The sequence below is a fragment of the Pseudoalteromonas sp. SWXJZ10B genome, from assembly GCF_015864475.1.
GTDB lineage: Bacteria > Pseudomonadota > Gammaproteobacteria > Enterobacterales > Alteromonadaceae > Pseudoalteromonas > Pseudoalteromonas arctica.
In genome coordinates, this window is record NZ_JADYXD010000003.1 from 101,681 (window position 1) to 122,902 (window position 21,222).

Consider the following 21,222-nt stretch of genomic DNA (forward strand, 5'->3'; position numbering starts at 1 on the left):
TATGCAATGTTGTTAACTAAACCGTTACTTTTGTATTGCTTCATAACTTATAAACTAGTTATAAAGTTTTGATTAGCTATAACCTAAGCGTAGCGCTATAAACTCCGCGAGTTTATCTACAGCATGATCCGATTCGCCCGAGCTTTTAATTAAACTAATACCAATATTGCCAAGAGTGGGTAAATGTTTGGTTTGAACTTGATAATTAAGCTCGCTAGGTACTGTGCTTTTAGCAAGTACCGTAATGCCTAAGCCTTCTTTTAATGCCGCAATAAGGCCGGTTAAATCGGCGTTGCTATAGACAATTCGGTATTTTATGCCCGCACTTTTTAATGCATCAATTGCACGGCGACGATAAATACATCCCTCTGGTGCGGTAACTAGCGTAACTACATCGTTTTGCGCAAGTGATAGGTCGCCCACCCACACTAATTCGTCTTGCATAAAAATAGGAAACTTATCAGAGTTGAGCCGCTCATTTAGTGCAAGTACTAAATCGAACTGATCTTGCCTTGAGGCCGAAAGCAAATGCTTACTTAAACGCGACTTAACCTCTAACGACACCTCAGGGTAGAGCGCCACAAAGTCGCCAATAATAGAAGGTAAAATACGCGCTGCAAATTCGCTCGGAATACCCAAACGCACTTTACCTGCAATGTTCTCTGAGGTGAACTGCTGCAAAATAGCATCGTTGTGTTGCATCATTTGTTTTGCCATAGGCAATAATAGCTCGCCGTACTGGTTTAATACTTGGCGCTGTCCTTGTTTTTTAAATAGTTTATATCCGAGCACATCTTCTAGGCGCTTTATTTGCAAACTTACAGCAGGTTGCGAAAGGCCAAGTAAATCGCCTGCTTTAGCAAAACCACCTATTTCAACTACCATCACAAAAGTACGTAAACCGTCTGTTGATATGTTTTTCATATTTAAAATTACAATTTATATAGCTATATATATAAGTATTATTTATCAATTGATAAAAAATTACAATTTGTTGTTGGTCGGCGTGGGCAATATACTTTTATAATCGAAAATACACAGGTGTTTGTTATGACTTTTAACCCAATAATGTTTGCCCGCCACAGCAACGCAAGTAGTGCGGTTACTAACGCTTTGCAAACTAGCAACAATCACGTTGTAATGGATTTTAGCGGCACCGAAACCAGTGTATTTTTAAGCACTATTTTAGGCCTTGATTTAACTAAGCTTACCGCCAGCGGTTTAGGCTTAAAGGGCACGCTTGATGGCGACTATAATTCTGACTACAGCTTTGCTGTTTATTACTTTAGCGAAACCGCCTTTAGATTCGTACTGCCACACAATGCAAGCCTTCAACTACAAGCACTTATAAACGAGCAACAGCTACGTTTTGATATTGATTATGTAGTACGCACCGATCTAGCAAGCTTTATTTTAAGTGGCGACAACGCGTTTGATACTTTAGTAAATGCTTTTAAATTAACACCAGGTTTGCGCCTTTCTGACGCGCAACTATGCTACGGTGCGCAAAGTGGTGATGTATTTATTACCGCTATTGATAAAAACGACGAACAACACTTTGTATTAGTAGCTAAACAACAAGAATTACAAAAATGGCAAAGCTACATGCAAGCGCAAGGTTTTGCACTTATGCATAGTGAAGCCGCATAACGAATACAAACAACAGGTGAACATAACAATGTTTACCTGTTTTTAATTACGGTTAAGTAAAAACTAATTTAAGCCACGCCCTAAACAGGGTTAATTTAAACGTGAAGGAATGTTATGACTTCTAAAACTGTACTACATGCTAAGCACCTAGAAGCGGGCGCAAAAATGGTTGATTTTCATGGCTGGGAAATGCCAATCAACTACGGCTCACAAATAGAAGAACACAATGCCGTTCGCACCGACGCAGGCATGTTTGATGTATCACACATGACTATTGTTGATATTGAAGGGCCTCAAGCACAAGCATTTTTACGTAAGCTAGTAGCTAACGACGTTGCAAAATTAACCGTACCAGGTAAAGCGCTTTACACAGGCATGCTTAACGAGCAAGGCGGTGTAATAGACGACTTAATTATTTATTTCTTTAGCGAAACCTTTTACCGCCTAGTTGTTAACTCAGCAACGCGCGAAAAAGACCTAGCACATTTAGCTAACGTATCGAGCGACTTTGACGTAACTGTTACAGAGCGCCCAGAGTTTGCAATGATTGCAGTGCAAGGCCCTAACGCTAAAGCAAAAACAGCCACACTTTTAAATGCTGAGCAACAAGCAGCCGTTGAAGGTATGAAGCCGTTTTTTGGCGTTCAAGTAGGTGATTTATTTATTGCCACAACGGGTTATACTGGCGAAGACGGTTACGAAATAGTAGTACCGAACGACCAAGCAGCCGATTTATGGCAACAACTGCTAGATGCAGGTGTAGCGCCAGCTGGTTTAGGTGCACGCGACACGTTACGTTTAGAAGCAGGTATGAACCTTTACGGCCTAGATATGGACGAAAGTGTATCACCACTTGCTGCTAACATGGCATGGACCATTGCATGGGAACCAGAAGAACGCGACTTTATTGGTCGTGACGTACTTGTTAAGCAACGCGCAGAAAAAAGCACTGACAAACTAGTTGGCTTAGTGTTTGAAGAAAAAGGCGTTTTGCGTAGCGGTTCTAAAGTAATTGTTGACGGTGGGATAGGTATTATTACTTCTGGTACTTTTTCACCAACACTTGGTTTTAGTGTAGCCCTTGCACGTGTACCACGTTCAACAGGCGACACAGCTCAAGTAGAAATGCGTAAAAAATTAGTAAACGTTAAAGTAGTAAAGCCTAGCTTTGTACGTAACGGTAAATCAATAATTTAAATAATTTGGTTATACCAATCACAATAATCATTGTGATTGGTATCCACCCAATATAAACCAAAGGACAAATAAAATGAGCAACATTCCTAGCGAGTTAAAATACGCACCTTCACACGAGTGGGTTCGCAGTGAAGGCGACGGTACATTTACTGTTGGTATTTCTGAGCATGCACAAGAGCTTCTTGGCGACATGGTATTTGTTGAATTACCAGAAGTTGGCGACGAAGTAGACGCTGGCGAAGACTGTGCAGTAGCAGAGTCGGTTAAAGCAGCATCAGACATTTACGCACCTATCAGTGGCGAAATTGTTGCTATTAACGAAGAGCTTGAAGATTCACCTGAAACAGTAAACAGCGACGCTTACGGCGACGGTTGGTTATTCCGTATTAAAGCATCTGACGAGTCTGAGCTAGACAACTTATTAGACGCTGAAGGTTACTCGCACACTATCGACGAAGAATAATCATTTTTTGTAGATAACTAAAAGCCCCGTTTAATGTATAAAAATGGGGCTTTTATGATTTTACAGCGCACAACCCCATACTGAGTGAACTGTTAAATCGTCAAATATTTTAATTAATGCTAGTTACCCATTAGCATTTAGGATCATAGGAATCTGGATTCATGTCAAACGCCAAATCTCTTGAAGAACTAGAGCAAAAGCAAGATTTTATTCGCCGCCATATTGGGCCAAGCCCAGCACAAGTAAGCGATATGCTAAGTGCTTTAGAAGTATCGAGTGTGCAAGAGCTTATTGACCAAACTGTACCGGCTAGCATTCGTCTAGAACAACCGCTAACAGTTGGCGAAAGCCGTACTGAAGTTGAAACACTAAGCTACCTAAAATCAGTAGCCAGCAAAAATAAAGTTTTCAAATCGTACATTGGCCAAGGCTACCACCCAACTAACGTACCGCACGTAATTTTACGTAACGTACTAGAAAATCCAGGTTGGTATACAGCGTACACACCGTATCAGCCAGAGATTGCACAAGGGCGTTTAGAATCATTATTAAACTTCCAAACTATGACCCTAGATTTAACTGGTCTTGATTTAGCAAGTGCATCACTACTTGACGAATCAACAGCGGCTGCAGAGGCTATGGGCCTTGCAAAACGCGTATCAAAAGCTAAAAAAGCCAATGCCTTTTTTATCGCCGACGACGTACACACACAAACAATCGACGTAGTAACAACGCGTGCAGAGCAGTTTGGTTTTGAAATAATTGTAGGTAAAGCAGAAGATGCCGTTAACCACGACATTTTTGGCGCATTATTCCAATACCCATCTACATCTGGCGAAGTGGTAGACATAACAGACCTAATTGCTGGCGTACAAAGCAAAAAGGCCATTGCCTGTGTTGCTGCCGACATAATGAGTTTATTACTATTAAAAGCACCGGGTAAACTAGGCGCAGACGTAGTACTTGGTTCGGCTCAGCGTTTTGGCGTACCTATGGGTTACGGCGGCCCACATGCTGCATTTTTTGCAACACGTGACGCATACAAACGTTCATTACCAGGTCGTATTATTGGTGTATCTAAAGACCGTTTAGGTAACGACGCACTACGTATGGCAATGCAAACGCGCGAACAACACATTCGCCGCGACAAAGCCAATTCAAACATTTGTACAGCACAAGTATTACTTGCCAACATGGCAGCGTTTTACGCGGTGTACCACGGCCCACAAGGCTTAAAAACTATTGCGCAGCGTATACATCGCTTTGCTGATATTTTAGCTGCTGGCCTAAAAGCTAAAGGCATCGCACTTAAGCACAGCACTTGGTTTGATACGCTAACAGTAGTAAGCGACAGCAAAAACGACGTAACAGCACGTGCAATTGCAAAAGGCGTTAACTTTGCAACAAACCACGACGGCGAGTACTCAATTTCGGTATCAGAAACCACAACGCGCGCCGATATTACTGAGTTATTCGATATTATTTTAGGCGAAGGCCATGGCCTAAGTGTTGACGCTATTGCAGCCGACGTTGAAGCAAATGGCAGCGAGTCAATTCCTGCAAGTTTAGTACGTGATGACGAAGTACTAACGCATCCAAACTTTAACAGCTACCACAGCGAAACAGACATGCTTCGCTACATTAAGCGACTAGAAAGCAAAGACTTATCGCTTAATCACTCAATGATCTCGTTAGGCTCATGTACCATGAAACTAAACGCGACCGCAGAGATGATCCCAATTACGTGGCCTGAATTTGCAAACCTTCACCCATTCTGCCCGCTAGATCAAGCAGAAGGTTACCAAATAATGATTGGTGAGCTGCACGATTGGCTAGTAAACATTACTGGTTACGATGCAGTATCACTACAGCCAAACTCTGGCGCACAAGGTGAATACGCAGGTTTAATCGCGATTCGTAAATACCACGAGTCACGCGGGGATGCACACCGTAATGTATGTTTAATCCCAAGCTCTGCGCACGGTACTAACCCTGCATCAGCGCAAATGGCGAGCATGAAAATTGTGGTTGTTAACTGCGACAAAAACGGCAACGTAGACATGGCAGATCTTAAAGCGAAAGCTGAAGAAGTTGCTGAAAACTTATCGTGCATTATGATCACATACCCGTCTACGCACGGCGTATACGAAGAAACAATTCGCGAAATTTGTGACATTATTCACGAGCACGGCGGCCAAGTTTACATGGACGGCGCAAACATGAACGCACAAGTTGGTGTAACAAGCCCAGGCTTTATTGGCTCAGATGTATCGCACTTAAACTTGCATAAAACGTTTTGTATTCCACACGGTGGCGGTGGTCCAGGTGTTGGCCCAATTGGTGTTAAATCGCACCTTGCGCCATTTATGCCAAACCACAGCGTAATTAACGTACCAGGTACTAACATTGGTAATGGTGCGGTATCGGCAGCGCCTTACGGCTCAGCCGCTATTTTACCTATTTCATGGGCTTACATCACCATGATGGGTTCAGAGGGCTTAAAACAAGCCACTGAAATGGCAATTGTTAATGCTAACTACTTAACGCATGAGCTAAGCAAGCACTTCCCAATTTTATACCGTGGTCGTAACAACCGTGTTGCTCACGAATGTATTGTTGACCTACGCCCGCTTAAAGAGCAATCAGGTATTACTGAAATGGACGTAGCTAAGCGCTTGCAAGACTACGGCTTCCATTCACCAACTATGTCGTTCCCAGTAGCCGGTACACTAATGATTGAGCCAACTGAGTCTGAGTCAAAAGGTGAGATTGACCGCTTTATCGAAGCAATGGTGTCAATTAAAGGCGAAATTGAAAAAGTAATCTCTGGCGAATGGTCAATCGAAAACAACCCGCTAGTGTTTGCACCGCATACACAAGGCGACGTGTTAGGTAATGAATGGGACCGCGCATACGACCGTTTTTACGCTGCATTCCCAGTGCCTGCAGTGGCTAAAAACAAGTTTTGGCCAACCGTTACACGTATAGACGACGTATACGGCGACCGTAACTTAGTATGTGCTTGCCCACCAGTTGAGACATACCGCGATTAATTTTTGAAAAAATTCCATGGTAAGTAAGTCCCATTATAGTTTGGGAATTTATCAAAATTATAAAAGCCGTTGCAGCAATGCAACGGCTTTTTTGTGTAGCGATAAGCCATAAATTATATAGGCGTAGGTTGGGAAGAGTGAAACGAAACCCAACGAATCACAAATATACATACTCGCTCAAAAGCCAATAGTATGTGTTATTTATTGTAGGCGTTTAGCTTGCTGGCGCGCGGGCGGCAGCCCAAAAGTTATAAATAACATTGTACGCTTGTAGCTTTTAGGCTACATTTGTTCAGCAAGTTGAATAAATAGGAGTAATTACTATGGCGCTACAAACATCAGATTTTAACCCGTTTGACTATATGGAAACACAGCAAGAAATTAATACATTTTTAGAAGAGTGTTTAGCTGATGATGATCCAAATACCTTTATTGAAGCACTTGGCTTATTAGTTAAAAAACATGGCGTGAGTGATATTGCGAAAGCAACGGGGTTAAACCGTGAAAGCTTATATAAGGCAGTTAACGGTAAAACCAAGCCACGTTGGGAAACTATTTTTAAAGTGATGAAAGCACTTAACTTTCGCCTTACAACACAAGTTGCATAGGCTGGGTAGAGGGAAACGAAGCCCAACAAATCACAAATATACTTACTCGCTTAAAAGCCAAGAGTATGTGTTATTTATTGTAGGCGTTTAGCTTGCTGACGCGCGGGCGATAGCCCGAATAAGTATTTGAATAGGTGTTTGAGGTTATCATCACCGATAACGCGAATACGTTTCGTACTTCTAGAAATTAGAAACCTTATTCAAGGTTTTGTCGCGCTGGCGACGGCAGCCAAAGAGGGGCTGCCGCTGGTCCCTCTCTGGACACTCTCAGCGCACCCGAGCATCACGCTATTGAAAGCACATCCATGTGCAAGCATGGCTTTCATTTCATCCATGAAATGCATTACTCATCAAATGCTTATTTTCAGGGCGCGATGACGGGGAAGGCTGTTAAACGTGAGATTGGTGTTTGATGTTGGTAAGAAGCAAACTTCACGCTCTGCATTGTACATTCGATGTTCTCTAGGCTATTGGTGGCAGCTTTGTGGTCACTGCAAAAAGATCTATTATTTGTATTTATCAACAAATGCTTTTTAATATGCAATATTATCAGTAATATTTAAGAGTAAATTAAAAAGCTGAATTTCAACAGTAAACTCCCCCATTTTTTCAGTTAATTAGATAATAAAGGAAAAAAATTGAAAGGACTTTTAATTAGTAATGATATAGACGATATAGATCAAGAAAAAGTATTAGGATTGTTGAATTCCAGTACCTTTTCTCACCTTAATAGAAAAGGTGAGGTTACTATTATTTCTAACATTAAATATTACACTGAAAAATTAAACCTAAGAATTAGCAAAGATGATTATTATAAAAATAAAGAAAATTACCTACTAGGATCTGATGCTTTATTTAAGAAAAAAAATTCTCTTGTTAGCCTAAGTATGGATGAGATTGAATTAATAAAAAGTAACTCTGAATTTTGTGGTTATGTTGAATTTCGAACATTAATCTGTAAATACTTGACTATTAATAGATCTGACTTAATAAGAGGTTTAAAGTTTAGCTTCAACTCAGAAATTGAAAGGGTTTCTATAAAAACTTCATACTTAGATGGGTTTAAATTATTAGATAGTGGGAGCTCAGAAAATAAAAACTTAGTTTCTATTTATGATAGCGAGTTTAAGGACACTGTCATAATCGTTCTTATTAATAGAACTCTAATTTTAAAAAATGTTATAGGTTCGAAATTAATAGTTATTATAGGGAATTCAGGAATTGGATTAGAAAATAATATTACTTTGAGTGGTAAAATACTTTTTTCAAAAGGTATTGAGATAATAAGCCTTAAGGAAAGCTTGGAACGAGACTTAATCGAAGAGAGTGACCTGCACGAGGATTTACATTATTCTACGATTGAAAAAGTAGAGTTAAACAGGTTTACAATTGATGATGCTATGATATTTAGTAATATTGATGTTTTTGAGATATCAATTAAAAGGTTAAATTTTGAAAACTCTACTTTTGATAATAAATTGAAAGTTACTGGCGTTAATATTTCATACTATAGAGTAGATAAGTGTAATTTTAATAAAGAACAAAATTTTGAATTGAGGGATGTTATTGTTACAGATAGCTTTTTTATATTTTCCTCAAGATTGTACAATAAGAGCTTTATTAATTGTTCAATAGATGAAGTTAATAATTTTGAGTTGAAAAACACTGATCTCAGTGAAGTATTGTCGGTTAATACATCTTGGAAACTGGAAGGTGTAGACTATAGTTTAGCTAATTCATCTTATTTTAAGTTTGTCCAAGTCAGATATAAGAATGAAGGGCAATTAATAAAGTTGCAAAATGCACAAGTAGCAATCTTAGAAAATACCAGAGCAACAACTTCTAGCAAGTTTGATAAGCTACTATTGACTATTGGGTATAACGCTTCTAAACACGGGAGTTGTTTTAAAACATCTTTGATAGGTTTTATAAGTATCAATTTAGTACTATTTTTATTTGTAAATTCAATTATAACTATTATTGGCTTTACCTCTCAAGGCATCAGTCTAGTGAACCTAAGCCAGCTACCGCTTCTTAATTTAATTGATGCGATTACATTGCTGAACCCAACGCATAGAGTGGAATCAATTAACTATAAAGGAGGAGAGTGGTTTTATATTTTTGATTGGTTCACTCGTGTAATTAACAGTTACTTTATTTTTCAAATGATTAAGTCATCCAGAAAATATTTTAGTATTTTATAGTAATTATTCATAGGTTGGATCTTAAGAAAACTTGAAGTTGAACTCTGTTAATGATCAAATAGTTACGCCAATAAAAACATGACTAAAAACAGAGTTCACATGCAGATTAACCAAGTTTCAAACCAATTAAAAGCCCTTATCTCAGAAAGAACCAAAGGGGTCAAATCTTGACTTCATACATCAATGGTCTAGATTTAAGGGAACCAAAGGGGTCAAATCTTGACTTCATACATCAATGGTCTAGATTTATAGTTTATTGCTCATTGAGTTTATTATTATGTCTAGACCGCTGCGAATAGAGTATGAGAATGCGTTTTATCATGTGATGAATCGCGGCAGAGGGCGTGAAAATACCTTTTTGAGTGATGACGATTTTAAGCATTTTTTATACTGCATTGAGCAAGCAAGCCTTCGTTTTAATATTGAAGTGCATTCGTATTGTTTAATGACCAATCATTACCACCTACTAATAAAAACCCCTGATGCAAATTTAGGCAGAGCCATGAAACATATTAATGGTCTCTATACGCAATATTTTAATAGAACACACAATACAGATGGTGCACTGTTTAGAGGTCGCTACAAGGCGGTGCTGGTGGATGCTGATAATTACTTACTACATGTTAGCCGTTATATACATCGTAACCCAATAGAAACAAGTACACCGTTAGTAGATGAGCTTATTGACTATAAATGGTCTAGCTATCCAGCTTTTATAAAAAAGGCAGCAACACCAAAATGGCTAGTTCTGGATTTTATATTTTCGCTTCAAGGAAAAAATCGTAAATATGCTGCGTATAAACAGTTTGTTGAATATGAAAATAATAAAGAAATAAGTACGTTTTATGGCGCTAAAAAGTTATTTTCGGTTTTGGGCGGCGATGAATTTATTCAGAATATTAAGAAGTACATTGCAAAATCAGACAACGAAAAAAGCGTTGTTGTTCAGAGGCGTTCAACTGATGATGTTATTGCGTACTTAGCTAAATATTTTTGTATAGATGCACATGATATTGTAATGGTTAAAAAAGGGCGTAAAGAGAAAAACTTACCTCGTATGTTTGCCATAAAATTATGCCAAGATTTAACAGGGCAAAATTTGAAAGCGTTAGCCGTTGTTTTTAATGTTCAACATTATTCAGCCATATCCCAAACGGTATGCAGGCTAAATAAGTTAATAATTGAAGATGATAAGGTCAACTTACAGTTCGAAAAACTTCGAGATAGTTTGATGTATGAAGTCAAGATTTGACCCCAAGCCTTTTTTAGACCCCAAGCCTTTTTTAATGTTCAACATTATTCAGCCATATCCCAAACGGTATGTAGGCTAAATAAGTTAATAATTGAAGATGATAAGATCAACTTACAGTTCGAAAAACTTCGAGATAGCTTGATGTATGAAGTCAAGATTTGACCCCATGCTCACCATGCTCATGCTTCTTTGCGAGATAGCTTGATGTATGAAGTCAAGATTTGACCCCATGCTTGACCCAGTTGCAGTTTCAAAGTTTTCACCAGTATTGGCTACTCTTCAGAATATTTCAGCCGCTGTTTTTACACTTGCAGGAATTTGGGTTGCGTATCTATACCCCGAAGCTATAACTGCCTTAGCTAACCCCAAAAAAGTAAAGCTTTTAGAAGGGATTGAGGCAACACAAAGAATCAAAATGCTTGTTTTGACTATATTTACTTCAGCTTTTGTTCTTATTTGGATTTTAATGCTGAACACACTAAAACCTATATTTGAGTCATTTATATTTGTTAAAGAATATTCATATTGGTTTAAATTATTTTATTTTGGCTTTATTTTATACTTAGTGCTTAATCAGGTTTGGTCGGTGCTTAGGATTATGGGTGCGAATATCGACTTTATTCATAGTCTAAGTTACAGGAAGACAGAGCAAGAAATTCAGGATAAGTTAAATAAATAATAGGGTGTCAGTATCCGTGATCCCACTTTCGAAATATAAAAAACTCATCCATTAGAAAGCTCCGGTCAAGCAGGCTACTGTTTTTGCTTGACCTTTTTATTCAAAACTAAGCGTTCTTATTATTTAAACTCAATTTAAATATGACTATGCACCTAGTCATGACGTCGATTGGTGTGAATATGAATCGTGGCTTGAATAAAGAACGCCATATAAATTAGTCCCTTGGCTTGCCCCACAGTTATCGTTTAGCGCCAGTATCAGCCCAAGCTATAAATATCTTGAAATTATACTTTTAAGCTCTATAATTACGCGTAACAACACCCCTCCCGCTACCCGTAAGCTCAGCGCCCTGCGAGGGGTTAATTATTTCTATAGCATGGTAAAAGGATTTAGCCTTCATGCAGTTCCCTAAAGCCCCTATAACATTTGCGCAGCAAGTCGACTTACTAGAAGAGCGCGGGCTAGTAATTAATGATAAAGAATCAGCAGCCTTTTATCTTAGCCATATTAATTATTACAGACTAGGCACTTATTGGTGGTCGTTTATTGAAGATCATCAAAATCATACTTTTAAGTCTTGTACTACGTTTGAGCAAGTGTTAAATCTGTATTCTTTTGATAGAGAGCTAAGGTTGTTATTACTTGATGCCATTGAGCGAATAGAAGTTTCTCTGCGAACTCAATGGGCATATCATTTAGCAAAAAAGCATGGTTCACATGCACACTTAAATCCTACTGCATTTACTTCTAAATTTAACCATAACGACTTTGTTAGTAATATTTGTGCTGAAATTCAACGAACGTCAGATACAAATATAAAAAAGCAAAATTACAAATATAATGAAGAAACACCCGCTATTTGGATTATTGCTGAAGTAATGAGCTTCGGCTGGCTTTCAAGAAGTTATGATGCAATAGGGCGACGAGCGCTAAAAAATGATATTGCAGATTCATATAAAGTTAAAGAAACAATACTTTCATCTTTTTTACACCACATAACTACGGTGCGTAATATCTGTGCCCATCATAGCCGCTTATACAACCGAGATTTTACATTTACCATGAAGCTGCCAACAAATGGCGACAGTGTTTTACTTAATAGCTTTAGCGATACAACTAAGCAGTTATACAACACACTCGTTATGTGTGCTTATTTTATGGATTTAATTAGCCCTAATCACCATTGGAAACAAAAGTTAGCTAGCTTGATTGAGGTGTATAATATTGACGTAACCGAAATGGGCTTTCCTGAAGATTGGAAAACGTTACCTATTTGGAATAGCATTAAATAAATTAAGAGCTAATTAAGCCCTCAGTTAACTGTAAAAACCAAAGGCGCCAAATTTTGACTACACATCAAATGCCTAGCTTTTTAGTTTATTGCTCATCGAGTCAATTACTCTGTCGAGACCACGGTGAATAGAGTTTAAGAATGCGTTTACCATGTAATTTATAATGGGAGAGTGCGTGAGAAAATAAAGGGCAATATTATTGCCCTTTTTTATGCGCTTAAATTGGTTTTTATAAACTATAGCGCTACTAAGCTTTGCTCTAGCATTGCCTTTATTTGTTTTACTATTTTAGCTTCTGTTTCAGGTTCGAATTGTTGTATACGTGGGGTATGAATATGCCCTGTAGGTATACTTGAATTAAGCGCATCGCGCAGGCGAATGCTTCGGTACGATATTTCGTTAGATAGGTAACCACCACCGCCGCCATTAACCGCAATATTATTTTTAAGCTCGCCGTACGAACCCGCTTTATAGGTTTTTTCAAGCGTGGTGACTTCGTGATTGTCGATAACTTTATAAGGGCCTTTGGCTTGTTGCATGTAACTTACAGGCAAGCTAAATTTTACAAACTCGTTGCCCGGGAGTGGTCGGCCATTAAGTTTTGGTATTACTGGGCTTGTTTGCGTGCCGCCATACACAATATTGGCATTATCGGGGGCGGTTACACTGCGACGTTTACCCGGGAAGTGCTCTAAATCAAATTCTGTTCTGCCCATACTTACGGTTACTACCATGTCTACATTATTAAGTGCGTAGTAGGGGGCAAGTAGTGATTCTATTATACCTTGATCAAAGTCTTCGTAGCGTACAGGCACCATAACGGTATTAATTTCTGCGCTGATGCCGTTGTAATTAATAATTTGGCCGTCGAGTAATAACGCCGCAACACCTGAGGGGTTACTTTGGTTTATGTTTTTATCGAGTAAAAATGGGTCAAAGCCTGTAAGTAATATTTTTTTAGTGCTGCCTGATGAAAAAGCAAGATCGGTACGTCCTCTGCTGCCTTCCTCAAGTATGGTTAGTAAAGTATTTAGTTGAGCCTGCGTAATTGAAAATTTAGGCGATGTTGTGCGTATTACTTTGCTTGAAAGCAGGCGTGCCCAGTAAAGCTCTCGGTCGTCGTAATTATTGGTTTTTACTATGCGTTGCTTTGCGTTTTCCCACAGTTCAAAGCTAAAGCTTTGTACTAATATTTTTGCACTTTTAAAGTCGTTTAATTCTTTAAATTGTTGCTCAAAGCTTGATACTTGTGGGGTAAATGCATTTAAAACATTTGGCATTGTTGATTGAGCTTTGTTGATACGTTGCTCTTCAACAGTTAAAGGATTACTTAAAGCAGCGAATGAAGAGGCAATTAAGCTGGTCGCGAATAATACTTTGATCATAATATTCCTAATATAAGGCTATTGTTTTATATGTAATTTACTATCCTACTATTGCTAACTTAGAGCAACTAATTAACGTTGAATCGACTGGTATTTGCTTTTGCAGTACATTCGTTTTGTTTAACGGCCAATTAGCATTATCGGCTAATAAAAATCCCTGAGTCTAAAGTGATCTTTATGGGTTCTACTTTAAGTTTTAATAAAAAGTAAAAAGCCGTTGCAGCAATGCAACGGCTTTTCATTATGGTTTTATGCGCTTGCGGTGACACGAGCGTAAGCCAAAATATAGTTTTAAACCTTCCTAATTAATCGTCAGGCCCTTTGAGCGTAAATTTTAAATGTTTACGCATATCTTTTAAAATAACGCCTTTTTTGAGCATTGCGCCGCTTAAACGCTTTTGCCACTTTAATAAATCTGGCTCTGCGGCTGCTAAGGCTTGCTCGTTTTCAAACTGAAAGCACAGCAGTAGTGTACTTGGAAATAAGTGATATTGAACATCAAACCAGCATTGCAGCATGCCTGGGAGCTCAGCGCGGCCTTGTTCTTCTAATTTTTCAGCAGTATTGAGTACAAGTGCTTGCTGCTTTATTTGCACTGCAGATAGTTTTTTCATTATTAAAATCCAAGTTAGCGGCTAAAAAATGCAGCCGGAATACGGGCATTATACGCAAGCTTGTAGGCAGGCAACAACTTTGAAAGGGTGTTAATGCTTAATAGAGTGTATCTGCTTAAAATTTAGGAGTGCATGTTGGAAGGCGCCTTTGGCTTTTACAACTTGCGTAGGTCGGATAAGCGGCGCAGCCGTGCCATCCGACATTTCAAATTTCATCGCAGGGCCCCATTTTAGATATTAATACTAACGTGTTTTAACTCTATGATTAAATAACCTTGTTTAAGGTTTTGCCGGGTTGCTTACGACAACTAAGGAGTAGCTGTCGCAAGCCGCCTTTTGAGCCTCACCGTATTACGTTTAATACTTATAAGAGGTATTAATAGGGACGGTTTATTTAGATCGGCGCTTGTCTAGTACATAACGAACGGCCATTCTTGCAGCGCCCGCACCAATGCCCGAAACTACCGCCCATGTAACGGCCTCTTTAAGATCTGTTTCTTCGCTTGGTCTATCTTTTGGGGCTGGTTCGTTGGTAACCTTTTCCCACGATTTTTGTAAAGTTTTCCTTGTTAACATACCTGCAGATGCAGCGGCGAGACCTATACCTATCGTCGTAATTAACTGTTTATTACTCATAATGTTCTCCTTTTTATAAATAACGGCAGCGTTATTTATGTATAACTCTTTAAGTAAGAACAGTAGTACCAGCAATTTATATACCGATAGAACCGTAAAGCCTTTAAATCGGGCTATTTTAAAATCTACACTTTAATATTCTTCCGCTAAAGCTTTATTAAACCCCGCGAGTATTTGTATTTATTAAATAACTACTTAATTTAGGGATGGTATTGGTTACGTATTTAAAATAATGCATTAAGCAAGGGGAGGGGGCTCTCACTAAGTGGGTATTGATGGAAAGTCTGTTTGCAGCTGTATTTGCCAGTATCTACATAATCTTTATTTTAGTTTTAATATTAAAGAATAAATAATCTGTTGCTTTTAGTTTTCTTTAAACCTTTAATATAATTAATTTTTATAATATATTTGAGTGGATAAAAATTTAGTAAACTCTAAATTATTGATTAAAAACCTCCCATTTAAAAGGACTTAATTACTTATGCATAATGATGCAATTCCAGGCGTTGAATTTATCGATAACGCCAATCAAAGAACTCCATGTGTGTTGGTGCTAGATGCTTCTGGCTCAATGGCTGGTGAGCCTCTAAAGCAGCTCAACCTTGGTCTTAAAGTTTTTGAAGAACAATTAAAAAGTGATTTGTCTGCCGCATTAAAAGTGCAGGTTCTTGTATTAGCTGTTGGAGGTCATGATGATGTAGAGGTAATACAGCCATGGGTAGATGCTGTAGATTTTAAAGCACCAACAATTGAGGCCGGAGGCTTAACCCCATTAGGTGCAGGAATGACGACGGCACTTAATGAGGTACAACAACAAAAGTTAGTATACGACGAGAATGGTATTTCAAGTACTCGACCTTGGATCATCGTATTATCTGATGGCTGTCCGACAGATTTGGATTGGGAACAATCAGCTGATGCGTGCCGTAAAGCTGAAGAAGATAAAAAAGTTGTTATTTTTCCAATAGGTACTGAAGGCGCAGATTTTGCAGCGCTGGGGCAGTTTTCTAATAAATCAGCAAAAAAATTGAAAGGATTAAATTTTACAGAACTTTTTGTTTGGCTTAGTCGTTCTATGGCAACAGTATCAGCAAGTATTCCTGGTCAAAAAGTACGCCTTCCTTCAGCCGATGAGTGGGCCGAGGTTGAGATTTAATGGCTGGGCGATTTCTTGGCTGCTCAGTTACTGGTACCTCGCATATTGATGGCAAGATACCTTGCCAAGACGCTTGGCAAGTAAAAAAAACGGCAATGGGACTTGTCGCTTGTGTATCTGATGGAGCAGGCTCTGCGCAATATTCACATCTAGGCTCAAAGCAATTAATTGATAAAGTATGTGAAGCATTAGCTCAAGAAAAAACGATTGGCGAAAGCGCAATAGTAAGCTTAAAAACTGCAATTAGTGAAGCTCGAAAGTGCGTTGCCCTGCAAGGCGAAATATCGGATTATCATTCCACCTTATGTGGCGTGGCAACTTCTCATGAGGGAAGTTTAGTGTTTCATATTGGTGATGGGATTGTTATTGGTATTAACCCTGAAGATTGGTCTGATTTTATTGTCAGCGAACCTGAAAATGGCGAATTTGCCGAAACCACTTATTTTTTTACTTTACCTGATTGGCAATCTCACTTACGTATTATGTGTGCTCCAGAACGTTATAAACTCTGGTTTTTAATGTCTGATGGCGCGGCTAGTTTTGCTGCATTAACAAATCCTTATAGACCCACAACTAACTTTTTGTTACCGATACACAATTACTTAGCTAGTGTAGATGACGCAACAGGACGCCACGCACTAAAAAACACTTTAAATGATCCTCGTACCAATAGTATTACAAACGATGATAAAACCTTAGTTTGGTTATTGAATGAGTAATAGCGTAAACCTAATTTATCTTGATGGAAAAACAGCGCAAGTACAGTACAAAAAAAAGCCGATTAATAGCGGTGCTGATGGCACTATTTACGCTACTATTGACAACAAGTTAGCTTTAAAAATTTATCATGATCCAAACAAAGATATGCAACGGCAAGATAAATTGTGGCAGATGTTGTCGAATGCGCCGACAGCAGAGGGAATTTGTTGGCCTGTTGCCGTTATAAGTGATAAAAAAAATAACTTTATTGGTTATGCAATGCCTCTACTTGATTTAAGTCGTTGCTACACTATTGAAATGTTACTTTCTAAACGCTTGCGTGAGTCATTAAAAATAACCGACAGTTATAAGTTTAGGGTTACCGTTGCGATTAGTTTAGCGAGTAAGGTCGCAGAGCTTCACCGTTTGGGTCATTATATTATTGATTTAAAACCAGCAAACTTATCTTTTGATAAGCACACTGGTGATGTAATGGTTTTAGATTGCGACGGCTTTTCGATTAAAGGTGATAAAAAGAGATTTAAGGGGCATCAATATACGTCTGGTTATATTGCCCCCGAAGCTTTTGGCGGTAGAATACCACCTGAAAAGTTAGGAGTCGGTCAAGATTTATTCGCGTTGACTACAATACTCTTTCAGCTGTTAAATAACGGTTTACACCCATTCCAAGGCGTATCTAAAAATGGATATTCTTTACCAAGCGACAACCAAACTAAAATTACTGAGGGCCTTTATCCATATGCAATAAAAGTTCATGCAAAAATAAAGCCTTCTCCGTGGAGTATACACACTGATTTTCCTGACGTTTTGTCAAAAGCATTTACTCAAAGTTTAACGAGTAGAGTTCGAACTAAAGCTAATATATGGCAAAAGTTACTACTAGAACAAAGTTTAAAGCTCAAAGTATGTAAACAAAATTCAGATCATGCCTATTGGCAAAAAGCTTGTCCACATTGCCAGCTTAATCAAAAAAAAGCGCAAGTTAAAAAAAATATAAAACCGAATATTAAGTCTGCAGTAAAGCGCAGTGCCCCTATAAATAATTCAAGTCAGTCATCTAGTAATCAAACTAATAGTGGTGTAGGGAAATATATCGTACTTATTACGATTGTATTGATTGTGATTATTGCGGCTAATTTACGTGGCTGTTTTAGCTCTGTATCAACTTATAGCCAGCCGCAAGCAACGCCTTCTCATATACAAACTAAACCAGTAGAAAACAAAGGGGTTAAGTTTGAACATAAAACCGTTCACAAAGCAAAAACGGCCAACTCATTATTAGGTAATGTGACTTATTATAAACATGATATGGTTTTGCTAAATAAGTCGAGAGAATTAGTTGAAATCCCTTTTTATCAGTTAACTGGTTTTAAATCGTCTGACGCTTTTCCGCTCATTAAACACTCTCCCTTTGGTAGAATATTCCCTAGTGATTCACCTCAAGTTAGTTTAAGTAAAATTGATTTTGAAATGGCAGGTAAAAAAGTTGGGCAACTTGAATATCGAAGCGATAGAGTTTACCACTTAGATGATTGGCAGTATGACAGTAATAGTGAGCAAGGTTATGTTTATAACTGTAAATACGATCCCAATATTTGCACGCACGTAACGCAAATAGGTATGCAAAAAAAAGTTAGTTTTAAATTTAATGATTTTAAAGCAGAAAAAAGTTTCCCCGATGAGAATACAGGTGTTTCGGCAGATAGTTATCGACCTTGGCGTTTTAATATTACTGAAAATGGTAAAAAAATTGTCATGCTCAGCAATTTTGAATTAGTTGTTTACGATATTGCCAACCCAAGTAAACCGATAATAAAACAAAGGCTTCCTAAGGAGTGGGATGAGTGGAATGTAACCCGCTTGCTGAGTGTTAATAATGGACAAAGGCTATTTGTCGCTTTGGCTAAAAGTGAGCAATATGGAAAAAATTATCAGGGTTTTGTGACAGAGCTTTTGTTAGTTAACAACACTTATCAAGTCACTACTAATTTTGCTACGTTGCCTGACTCTAATAAAATGTCAGGGGTTGATATTGCAACTAATCTTAAAGGCGATGTATTAGCGATAGGTGAATACATTCAACCTGAGCAAAATAACACAAGGTTCCATATACTTAATACGCCTGTAGAGGTAACCATTGCTCATCCGGTTATTAAATTATGGAAAAAAACAGCGCAAGGCTGGCAGGCTGTCCGCTTGCCAAATGACCAAATAGTCACGTTAAAACAAAATGAACTAAGTCCAGATAAAGTGGTAACTAAAGTACCAGCAAATATTAGTAGGTCTGTACTTGTGGCGAATTTCAGTTCTGACTCTAAGGTAATGGGCGACCTGAGGTTTAACCGACAATTTATGTTGAGCAAATCAGGCGATGTTTTACTTTCAGGGATCACAGCAAGCAAAAGGCGAGATTACATAAAAGCGAAGGCTTCTATTTTTAAACTAAACTTTTTAGAAAATGAGTTTTTGTTAGCAGCCGAACTAGACAAAACTTATGATCCAATCAACCAATCAAATTCTCCATCTAATACAGCCTATCTTAGTTATTTGAGCGCTAGCTTATCGCACGATGGTAGTCAGGTTGCTTTAGGCTGGTTTGTATTTTTTGACGTTTTATCAAAAAGCAGTAAAACAAGATTTGAAAAGCAACGATATCAACTCGAACTTTTGAATGTTGAAGCAATGAAGGAATAATTCATGCTTCAACTTTAAAATGCATACCACAAGGGCTGTAATGATTGTAATACTGAAATTGATTTTTTTATAATACGAGCAAGATTGCTGACTTTATATTTGAACCTCTCTTATATATTTATTTTTAGCCATAACCTTTTTCTTTAAAAGTATACTTGGGCGTTATTGGTTGGTGGGCTTTGTTACTTGCTATATTAAGCTTGTGCTTCAGTTCCTAGTAAGGCACCGACATAGGCGAGTTCTTCGCTAAAAATACCATTCAAAAGAGCGTTTTGCTCAATTATTACAGCGTCATTAGGTTGGGCTTTGTATTCTTGCTGGCATCTTGTGAGTTCGGTGGCCAGCCATTGGCAAACATTAGTAGTTAATTTTATTGCTGTTTTTAAAAATAATGACCATTTTATTTTTTGTAAATTAAAGCGGTAAAGCGCGACAGCAATAACACCATAAGCCTGCTGTTCAGGTGTTGGCATGTTGTTAGTATTTATTGAAGTGCTGTTTAAAAGCTTGGTATTGACCATCGCTTGTTGCAGTGCAGCTTGTTGTGATTGACTTAAGAAGTTGTTTACGTAATCCATGGATGGCCTATATCTGCTGATAGCAGGGCAATATAAAAAGAAGATTTAGCACAGTATTTTACGATTCATGCGCACCGAAAAATGAACCACAGTGATAACAAAATTAGACTGACTCTTTACTGAATTAATAAAACACAACTGTAACAGGGTAGGGGAATTGAAGAGGGCAAGCGTCTTTGTTTTAACCTTCAAATCGCATGAAAAATAATGCTCTGTTGGTGTTTCTAATTTTATTGGTAAACACGGTAATAACAATTAACAAGAGGGTGATAAAAATCTCCCTTTATTTCGCAAGGCATTTTGTTTTTTGTAGGTAGGAGTTTTTTACAAAATTTAGCAATTTTTACTCTAATAATAAGAGTGTTAGTACTGGTTTTTATTTTATGTTACTGATTTTAAATGATAATATAATTGGTTTGAGTTTTGCTTGGTAGTAAGTGTATTTTCTTAAATAAATAAAGGAGTTATTATGAGTACCGTTATTACTGGGTTATTCGAAAGTGCATCACAAGCAACACTCGCAATTTATAGATTAGAAGCTTTAGGTATTAATGAAGCTGATATAAGCATTGTAGCCAACGACTCATACGCAAAGGAAGATTTTGCTGTAGACGAAGGTACTAAAGCTTCTGAAGGCGGCCTTATTGGCGCAGCTTCAGGTGGTATTCTTGCTGCAATTATTGGCGGTTTCACTGCCGTAGGGACTGTAGCAACAGGTGGTACGGGCTTATTAGTTGCCGGTCCATTAGTCGCTGCATTTGCTGCTGGTGGCGCAGGCGCTGCAGTAGGTGGTACTTTAGGTGCTGCAATTGGTGCGTTTATCCCTGAGCACGAAATTAAGTATTATGAAGATGCCATTGAAAAAGGCTCTATATTAATTGGTGTTAAGTACGATAGTGATAATAAAAACGCTATTGAAGAAATACTTAACAATGCAGGCGCAAGTAACGTTTCTACAGCGTAATGCTAGCTAATTAGTTTCAAAATTAATATGAAAGGTGAAACTTAGTTTCACCTTTTTTATGCTATTTTTTTGATTAG

Annotated in this window: 18 protein-coding genes; 13 read left to right on the forward strand and 5 right to left on the reverse strand. The window is 38.1% G+C overall.

From position 1 onward, the window contains the following. Nucleotides 1-72: 72 nt before the first annotated feature. Nucleotides 73-924: a LysR family transcriptional regulator gene (locus I6F54_RS04020; protein ID WP_007579940.1), complete on the reverse strand. Its 852-nt coding sequence runs from the start codon at nt 922-924 to the stop codon at nt 73-75. Nucleotides 925-1,050: 126 nt separating this feature from the next. Between I6F54_RS04020 and I6F54_RS04025 the strand changes: the two genes are divergently transcribed. From I6F54_RS04025 to I6F54_RS04065, 9 genes are all read left to right on the forward strand, one after another. After that, nucleotides 1,051-1,650, forward strand: a complete 600-nt coding sequence (locus tag I6F54_RS04025; protein ID WP_197139831.1) for a hypothetical protein — start codon at nt 1,051-1,053, stop codon at nt 1,648-1,650. Between the two features lie 114 nt (nt 1,651-1,764). After that, nucleotides 1,765-2,847: a glycine cleavage system aminomethyltransferase GcvT gene (gcvT, locus tag I6F54_RS04030; protein WP_197139833.1), complete on the forward strand. Its 1,083-nt coding sequence runs from the start codon at nt 1,765-1,767 to the stop codon at nt 2,845-2,847. 73 nt (nt 2,848-2,920) lie between these two features. Continuing rightward, nucleotides 2,921-3,310 carry a glycine cleavage system protein GcvH gene (gcvH, locus tag I6F54_RS04035; protein WP_165727660.1) on the forward strand — a complete coding sequence of 130 codons (390 nt, stop codon included), beginning with the start codon at nt 2,921-2,923 and terminating at the stop codon, nt 3,308-3,310. A 161-nt stretch (nt 3,311-3,471) separates the two neighbouring features. After that, nucleotides 3,472-6,363 (forward strand): aminomethyl-transferring glycine dehydrogenase, encoded by a 2,892-nt coding sequence (gcvP, locus tag I6F54_RS04040; protein ID WP_197139835.1) that lies wholly within the window; start codon nt 3,472-3,474, stop codon nt 6,361-6,363. A gap of 323 nt (nt 6,364-6,686) precedes the next feature. Then, on the forward strand, nt 6,687-6,971 hold the full coding sequence (locus I6F54_RS04045; protein ID WP_007579952.1) for an addiction module antidote protein: 285 nt from the start codon (nt 6,687-6,689) through the stop codon (nt 6,969-6,971). 638 nt (nt 6,972-7,609) lie between these two features. Next, nucleotides 7,610-9,175 (forward strand): hypothetical protein, encoded by a 1,566-nt coding sequence (locus I6F54_RS04050; protein ID WP_197139837.1) that lies wholly within the window; start codon nt 7,610-7,612, stop codon nt 9,173-9,175. Between the two features lie 277 nt (nt 9,176-9,452). Continuing rightward, nucleotides 9,453-10,427 (forward strand): transposase, encoded by a 975-nt coding sequence (locus tag I6F54_RS04055; protein WP_197139848.1) that lies wholly within the window; start codon nt 9,453-9,455, stop codon nt 10,425-10,427. 208 nt (nt 10,428-10,635) lie between these two features. Then, nucleotides 10,636-11,106: a hypothetical protein gene (locus tag I6F54_RS04060; protein ID WP_197139850.1), complete on the forward strand. Its 471-nt coding sequence runs from the start codon at nt 10,636-10,638 to the stop codon at nt 11,104-11,106. Between the two features lie 398 nt (nt 11,107-11,504). After that, a complete protein-coding gene (locus tag I6F54_RS04065; RefSeq protein ID WP_197139852.1) occupies nt 11,505-12,398 on the forward strand; it encodes an Abi family protein in 894 nt (297 codons plus the stop codon). Between the two features lie 236 nt (nt 12,399-12,634). Here the strand turns inward: I6F54_RS04065 and I6F54_RS04070 are convergent, their stop codons facing one another. The 3 genes from I6F54_RS04070 to I6F54_RS04080 form a co-directional block, all read right to left on the reverse strand. Next, the gene (locus I6F54_RS04070; RefSeq protein ID WP_197139854.1) at nt 12,635-13,783 is read right to left on the reverse strand and encodes a hypothetical protein; all 1,149 of its coding nucleotides are present in this window, start codon (nt 13,781-13,783) and stop codon (nt 12,635-12,637) included. Nucleotides 13,784-14,088: 305 nt separating this feature from the next. Further along, nucleotides 14,089-14,397: a hypothetical protein gene (locus tag I6F54_RS04075; protein WP_197118629.1), complete on the reverse strand. Its 309-nt coding sequence runs from the start codon at nt 14,395-14,397 to the stop codon at nt 14,089-14,091. Nucleotides 14,398-14,787: 390 nt separating this feature from the next. Next, a complete protein-coding gene (locus I6F54_RS04080; RefSeq protein ID WP_024593336.1) occupies nt 14,788-15,033 on the reverse strand; it encodes a DUF4235 domain-containing protein in 246 nt (81 codons plus the stop codon). 481 nt (nt 15,034-15,514) lie between these two features. On the opposite strand from I6F54_RS04080, the gene I6F54_RS04085 reads away from it, so the two are divergent. The 3 genes from I6F54_RS04085 (at nt 15,515) to I6F54_RS04095 (ending at nt 19,603) form a co-directional block, all read left to right on the forward strand. Next, nucleotides 15,515-16,189 (forward strand): vWA domain-containing protein, encoded by a 675-nt coding sequence (locus tag I6F54_RS04085; RefSeq protein ID WP_197139856.1) that lies wholly within the window; start codon nt 15,515-15,517, stop codon nt 16,187-16,189. Further along, nucleotides 16,189-16,908 carry a PP2C family serine/threonine-protein phosphatase gene (locus I6F54_RS04090; RefSeq protein ID WP_197118631.1) on the forward strand — a complete coding sequence of 240 codons (720 nt, stop codon included), beginning with the start codon at nt 16,189-16,191 and terminating at the stop codon, nt 16,906-16,908. Before I6F54_RS04085 ends, I6F54_RS04090 begins: the two co-directional genes overlap by 1 nt. 406 nt (nt 16,909-17,314) lie before the next feature. Next, entirely contained in the window at nt 17,315-19,603 is a 2,289-nt protein-coding gene (locus I6F54_RS04095; RefSeq protein ID WP_231615164.1) for a hypothetical protein, read from the forward strand. A 194-nt stretch (nt 19,604-19,797) separates the two neighbouring features. Here the strand turns inward: I6F54_RS04095 and I6F54_RS04100 are convergent, their stop codons facing one another. Next, a complete protein-coding gene (locus tag I6F54_RS04100) occupies nt 19,798-20,181 on the reverse strand; it encodes a hypothetical protein (RefSeq protein ID WP_197139858.1) in 384 nt (127 codons plus the stop codon). Between the two features lie 469 nt (nt 20,182-20,650). Here I6F54_RS04100 and I6F54_RS04105 point away from each other — a divergent pair, with 469 nt between their 5' ends. Further along, nucleotides 20,651-21,145 carry a hypothetical protein gene (locus tag I6F54_RS04105; RefSeq protein ID WP_169044172.1) on the forward strand — a complete coding sequence of 165 codons (495 nt, stop codon included), beginning with the start codon at nt 20,651-20,653 and terminating at the stop codon, nt 21,143-21,145. Nucleotides 21,146-21,222 lie beyond the last annotated feature (77 nt).

What these genes read in the sequence shown, in the direction of transcription:
- I6F54_RS04020 (WP_007579940.1), bottom strand. Translation starts at nt 924, where the DNA reads ATGAAAAACATATCAACAGACGGTTTACGTACTTTTGTGATGGTAGTT.
- I6F54_RS04025 (WP_197139831.1), top strand. Translation starts at nt 1,051, where the DNA reads ATGACTTTTAACCCAATAATGTTTGCCCGCCACAGCAACGCAAGTAGT.
- gcvT (WP_197139833.1), top strand. Translation starts at nt 1,765, where the DNA reads ATGACTTCTAAAACTGTACTACATGCTAAGCACCTAGAAGCGGGCGCA.
- gcvH (WP_165727660.1), top strand. Translation starts at nt 2,921, where the DNA reads ATGAGCAACATTCCTAGCGAGTTAAAATACGCACCTTCACACGAGTGG.
- gcvP (WP_197139835.1), top strand. Translation starts at nt 3,472, where the DNA reads ATGTCAAACGCCAAATCTCTTGAAGAACTAGAGCAAAAGCAAGATTTT.
- I6F54_RS04045 (WP_007579952.1), top strand. Translation starts at nt 6,687, where the DNA reads ATGGCGCTACAAACATCAGATTTTAACCCGTTTGACTATATGGAAACA.
- I6F54_RS04055 (WP_197139848.1), top strand. Translation starts at nt 9,453, where the DNA reads ATGTCTAGACCGCTGCGAATAGAGTATGAGAATGCGTTTTATCATGTG.
- I6F54_RS04060 (WP_197139850.1), top strand. Translation starts at nt 10,636, where the DNA reads ATGAAGTCAAGATTTGACCCCATGCTTGACCCAGTTGCAGTTTCAAAG.
- I6F54_RS04065 (WP_197139852.1), top strand. Translation starts at nt 11,505, where the DNA reads ATGCAGTTCCCTAAAGCCCCTATAACATTTGCGCAGCAAGTCGACTTA.
- I6F54_RS04070 (WP_197139854.1), bottom strand. Translation starts at nt 13,783, where the DNA reads ATGATCAAAGTATTATTCGCGACCAGCTTAATTGCCTCTTCATTCGCT.
- I6F54_RS04075 (WP_197118629.1), bottom strand. Translation starts at nt 14,397, where the DNA reads ATGAAAAAACTATCTGCAGTGCAAATAAAGCAGCAAGCACTTGTACTC.
- I6F54_RS04080 (WP_024593336.1), bottom strand. Translation starts at nt 15,033, where the DNA reads ATGAGTAATAAACAGTTAATTACGACGATAGGTATAGGTCTCGCCGCT.
- I6F54_RS04085 (WP_197139856.1), top strand. Translation starts at nt 15,515, where the DNA reads ATGCATAATGATGCAATTCCAGGCGTTGAATTTATCGATAACGCCAAT.
- I6F54_RS04090 (WP_197118631.1), top strand. Translation starts at nt 16,189, where the DNA reads ATGGCTGGGCGATTTCTTGGCTGCTCAGTTACTGGTACCTCGCATATT.
- I6F54_RS04100 (WP_197139858.1), bottom strand. Translation starts at nt 20,181, where the DNA reads ATGGATTACGTAAACAACTTCTTAAGTCAATCACAACAAGCTGCACTG.
- I6F54_RS04105 (WP_169044172.1), top strand. Translation starts at nt 20,651, where the DNA reads ATGAGTACCGTTATTACTGGGTTATTCGAAAGTGCATCACAAGCAACA.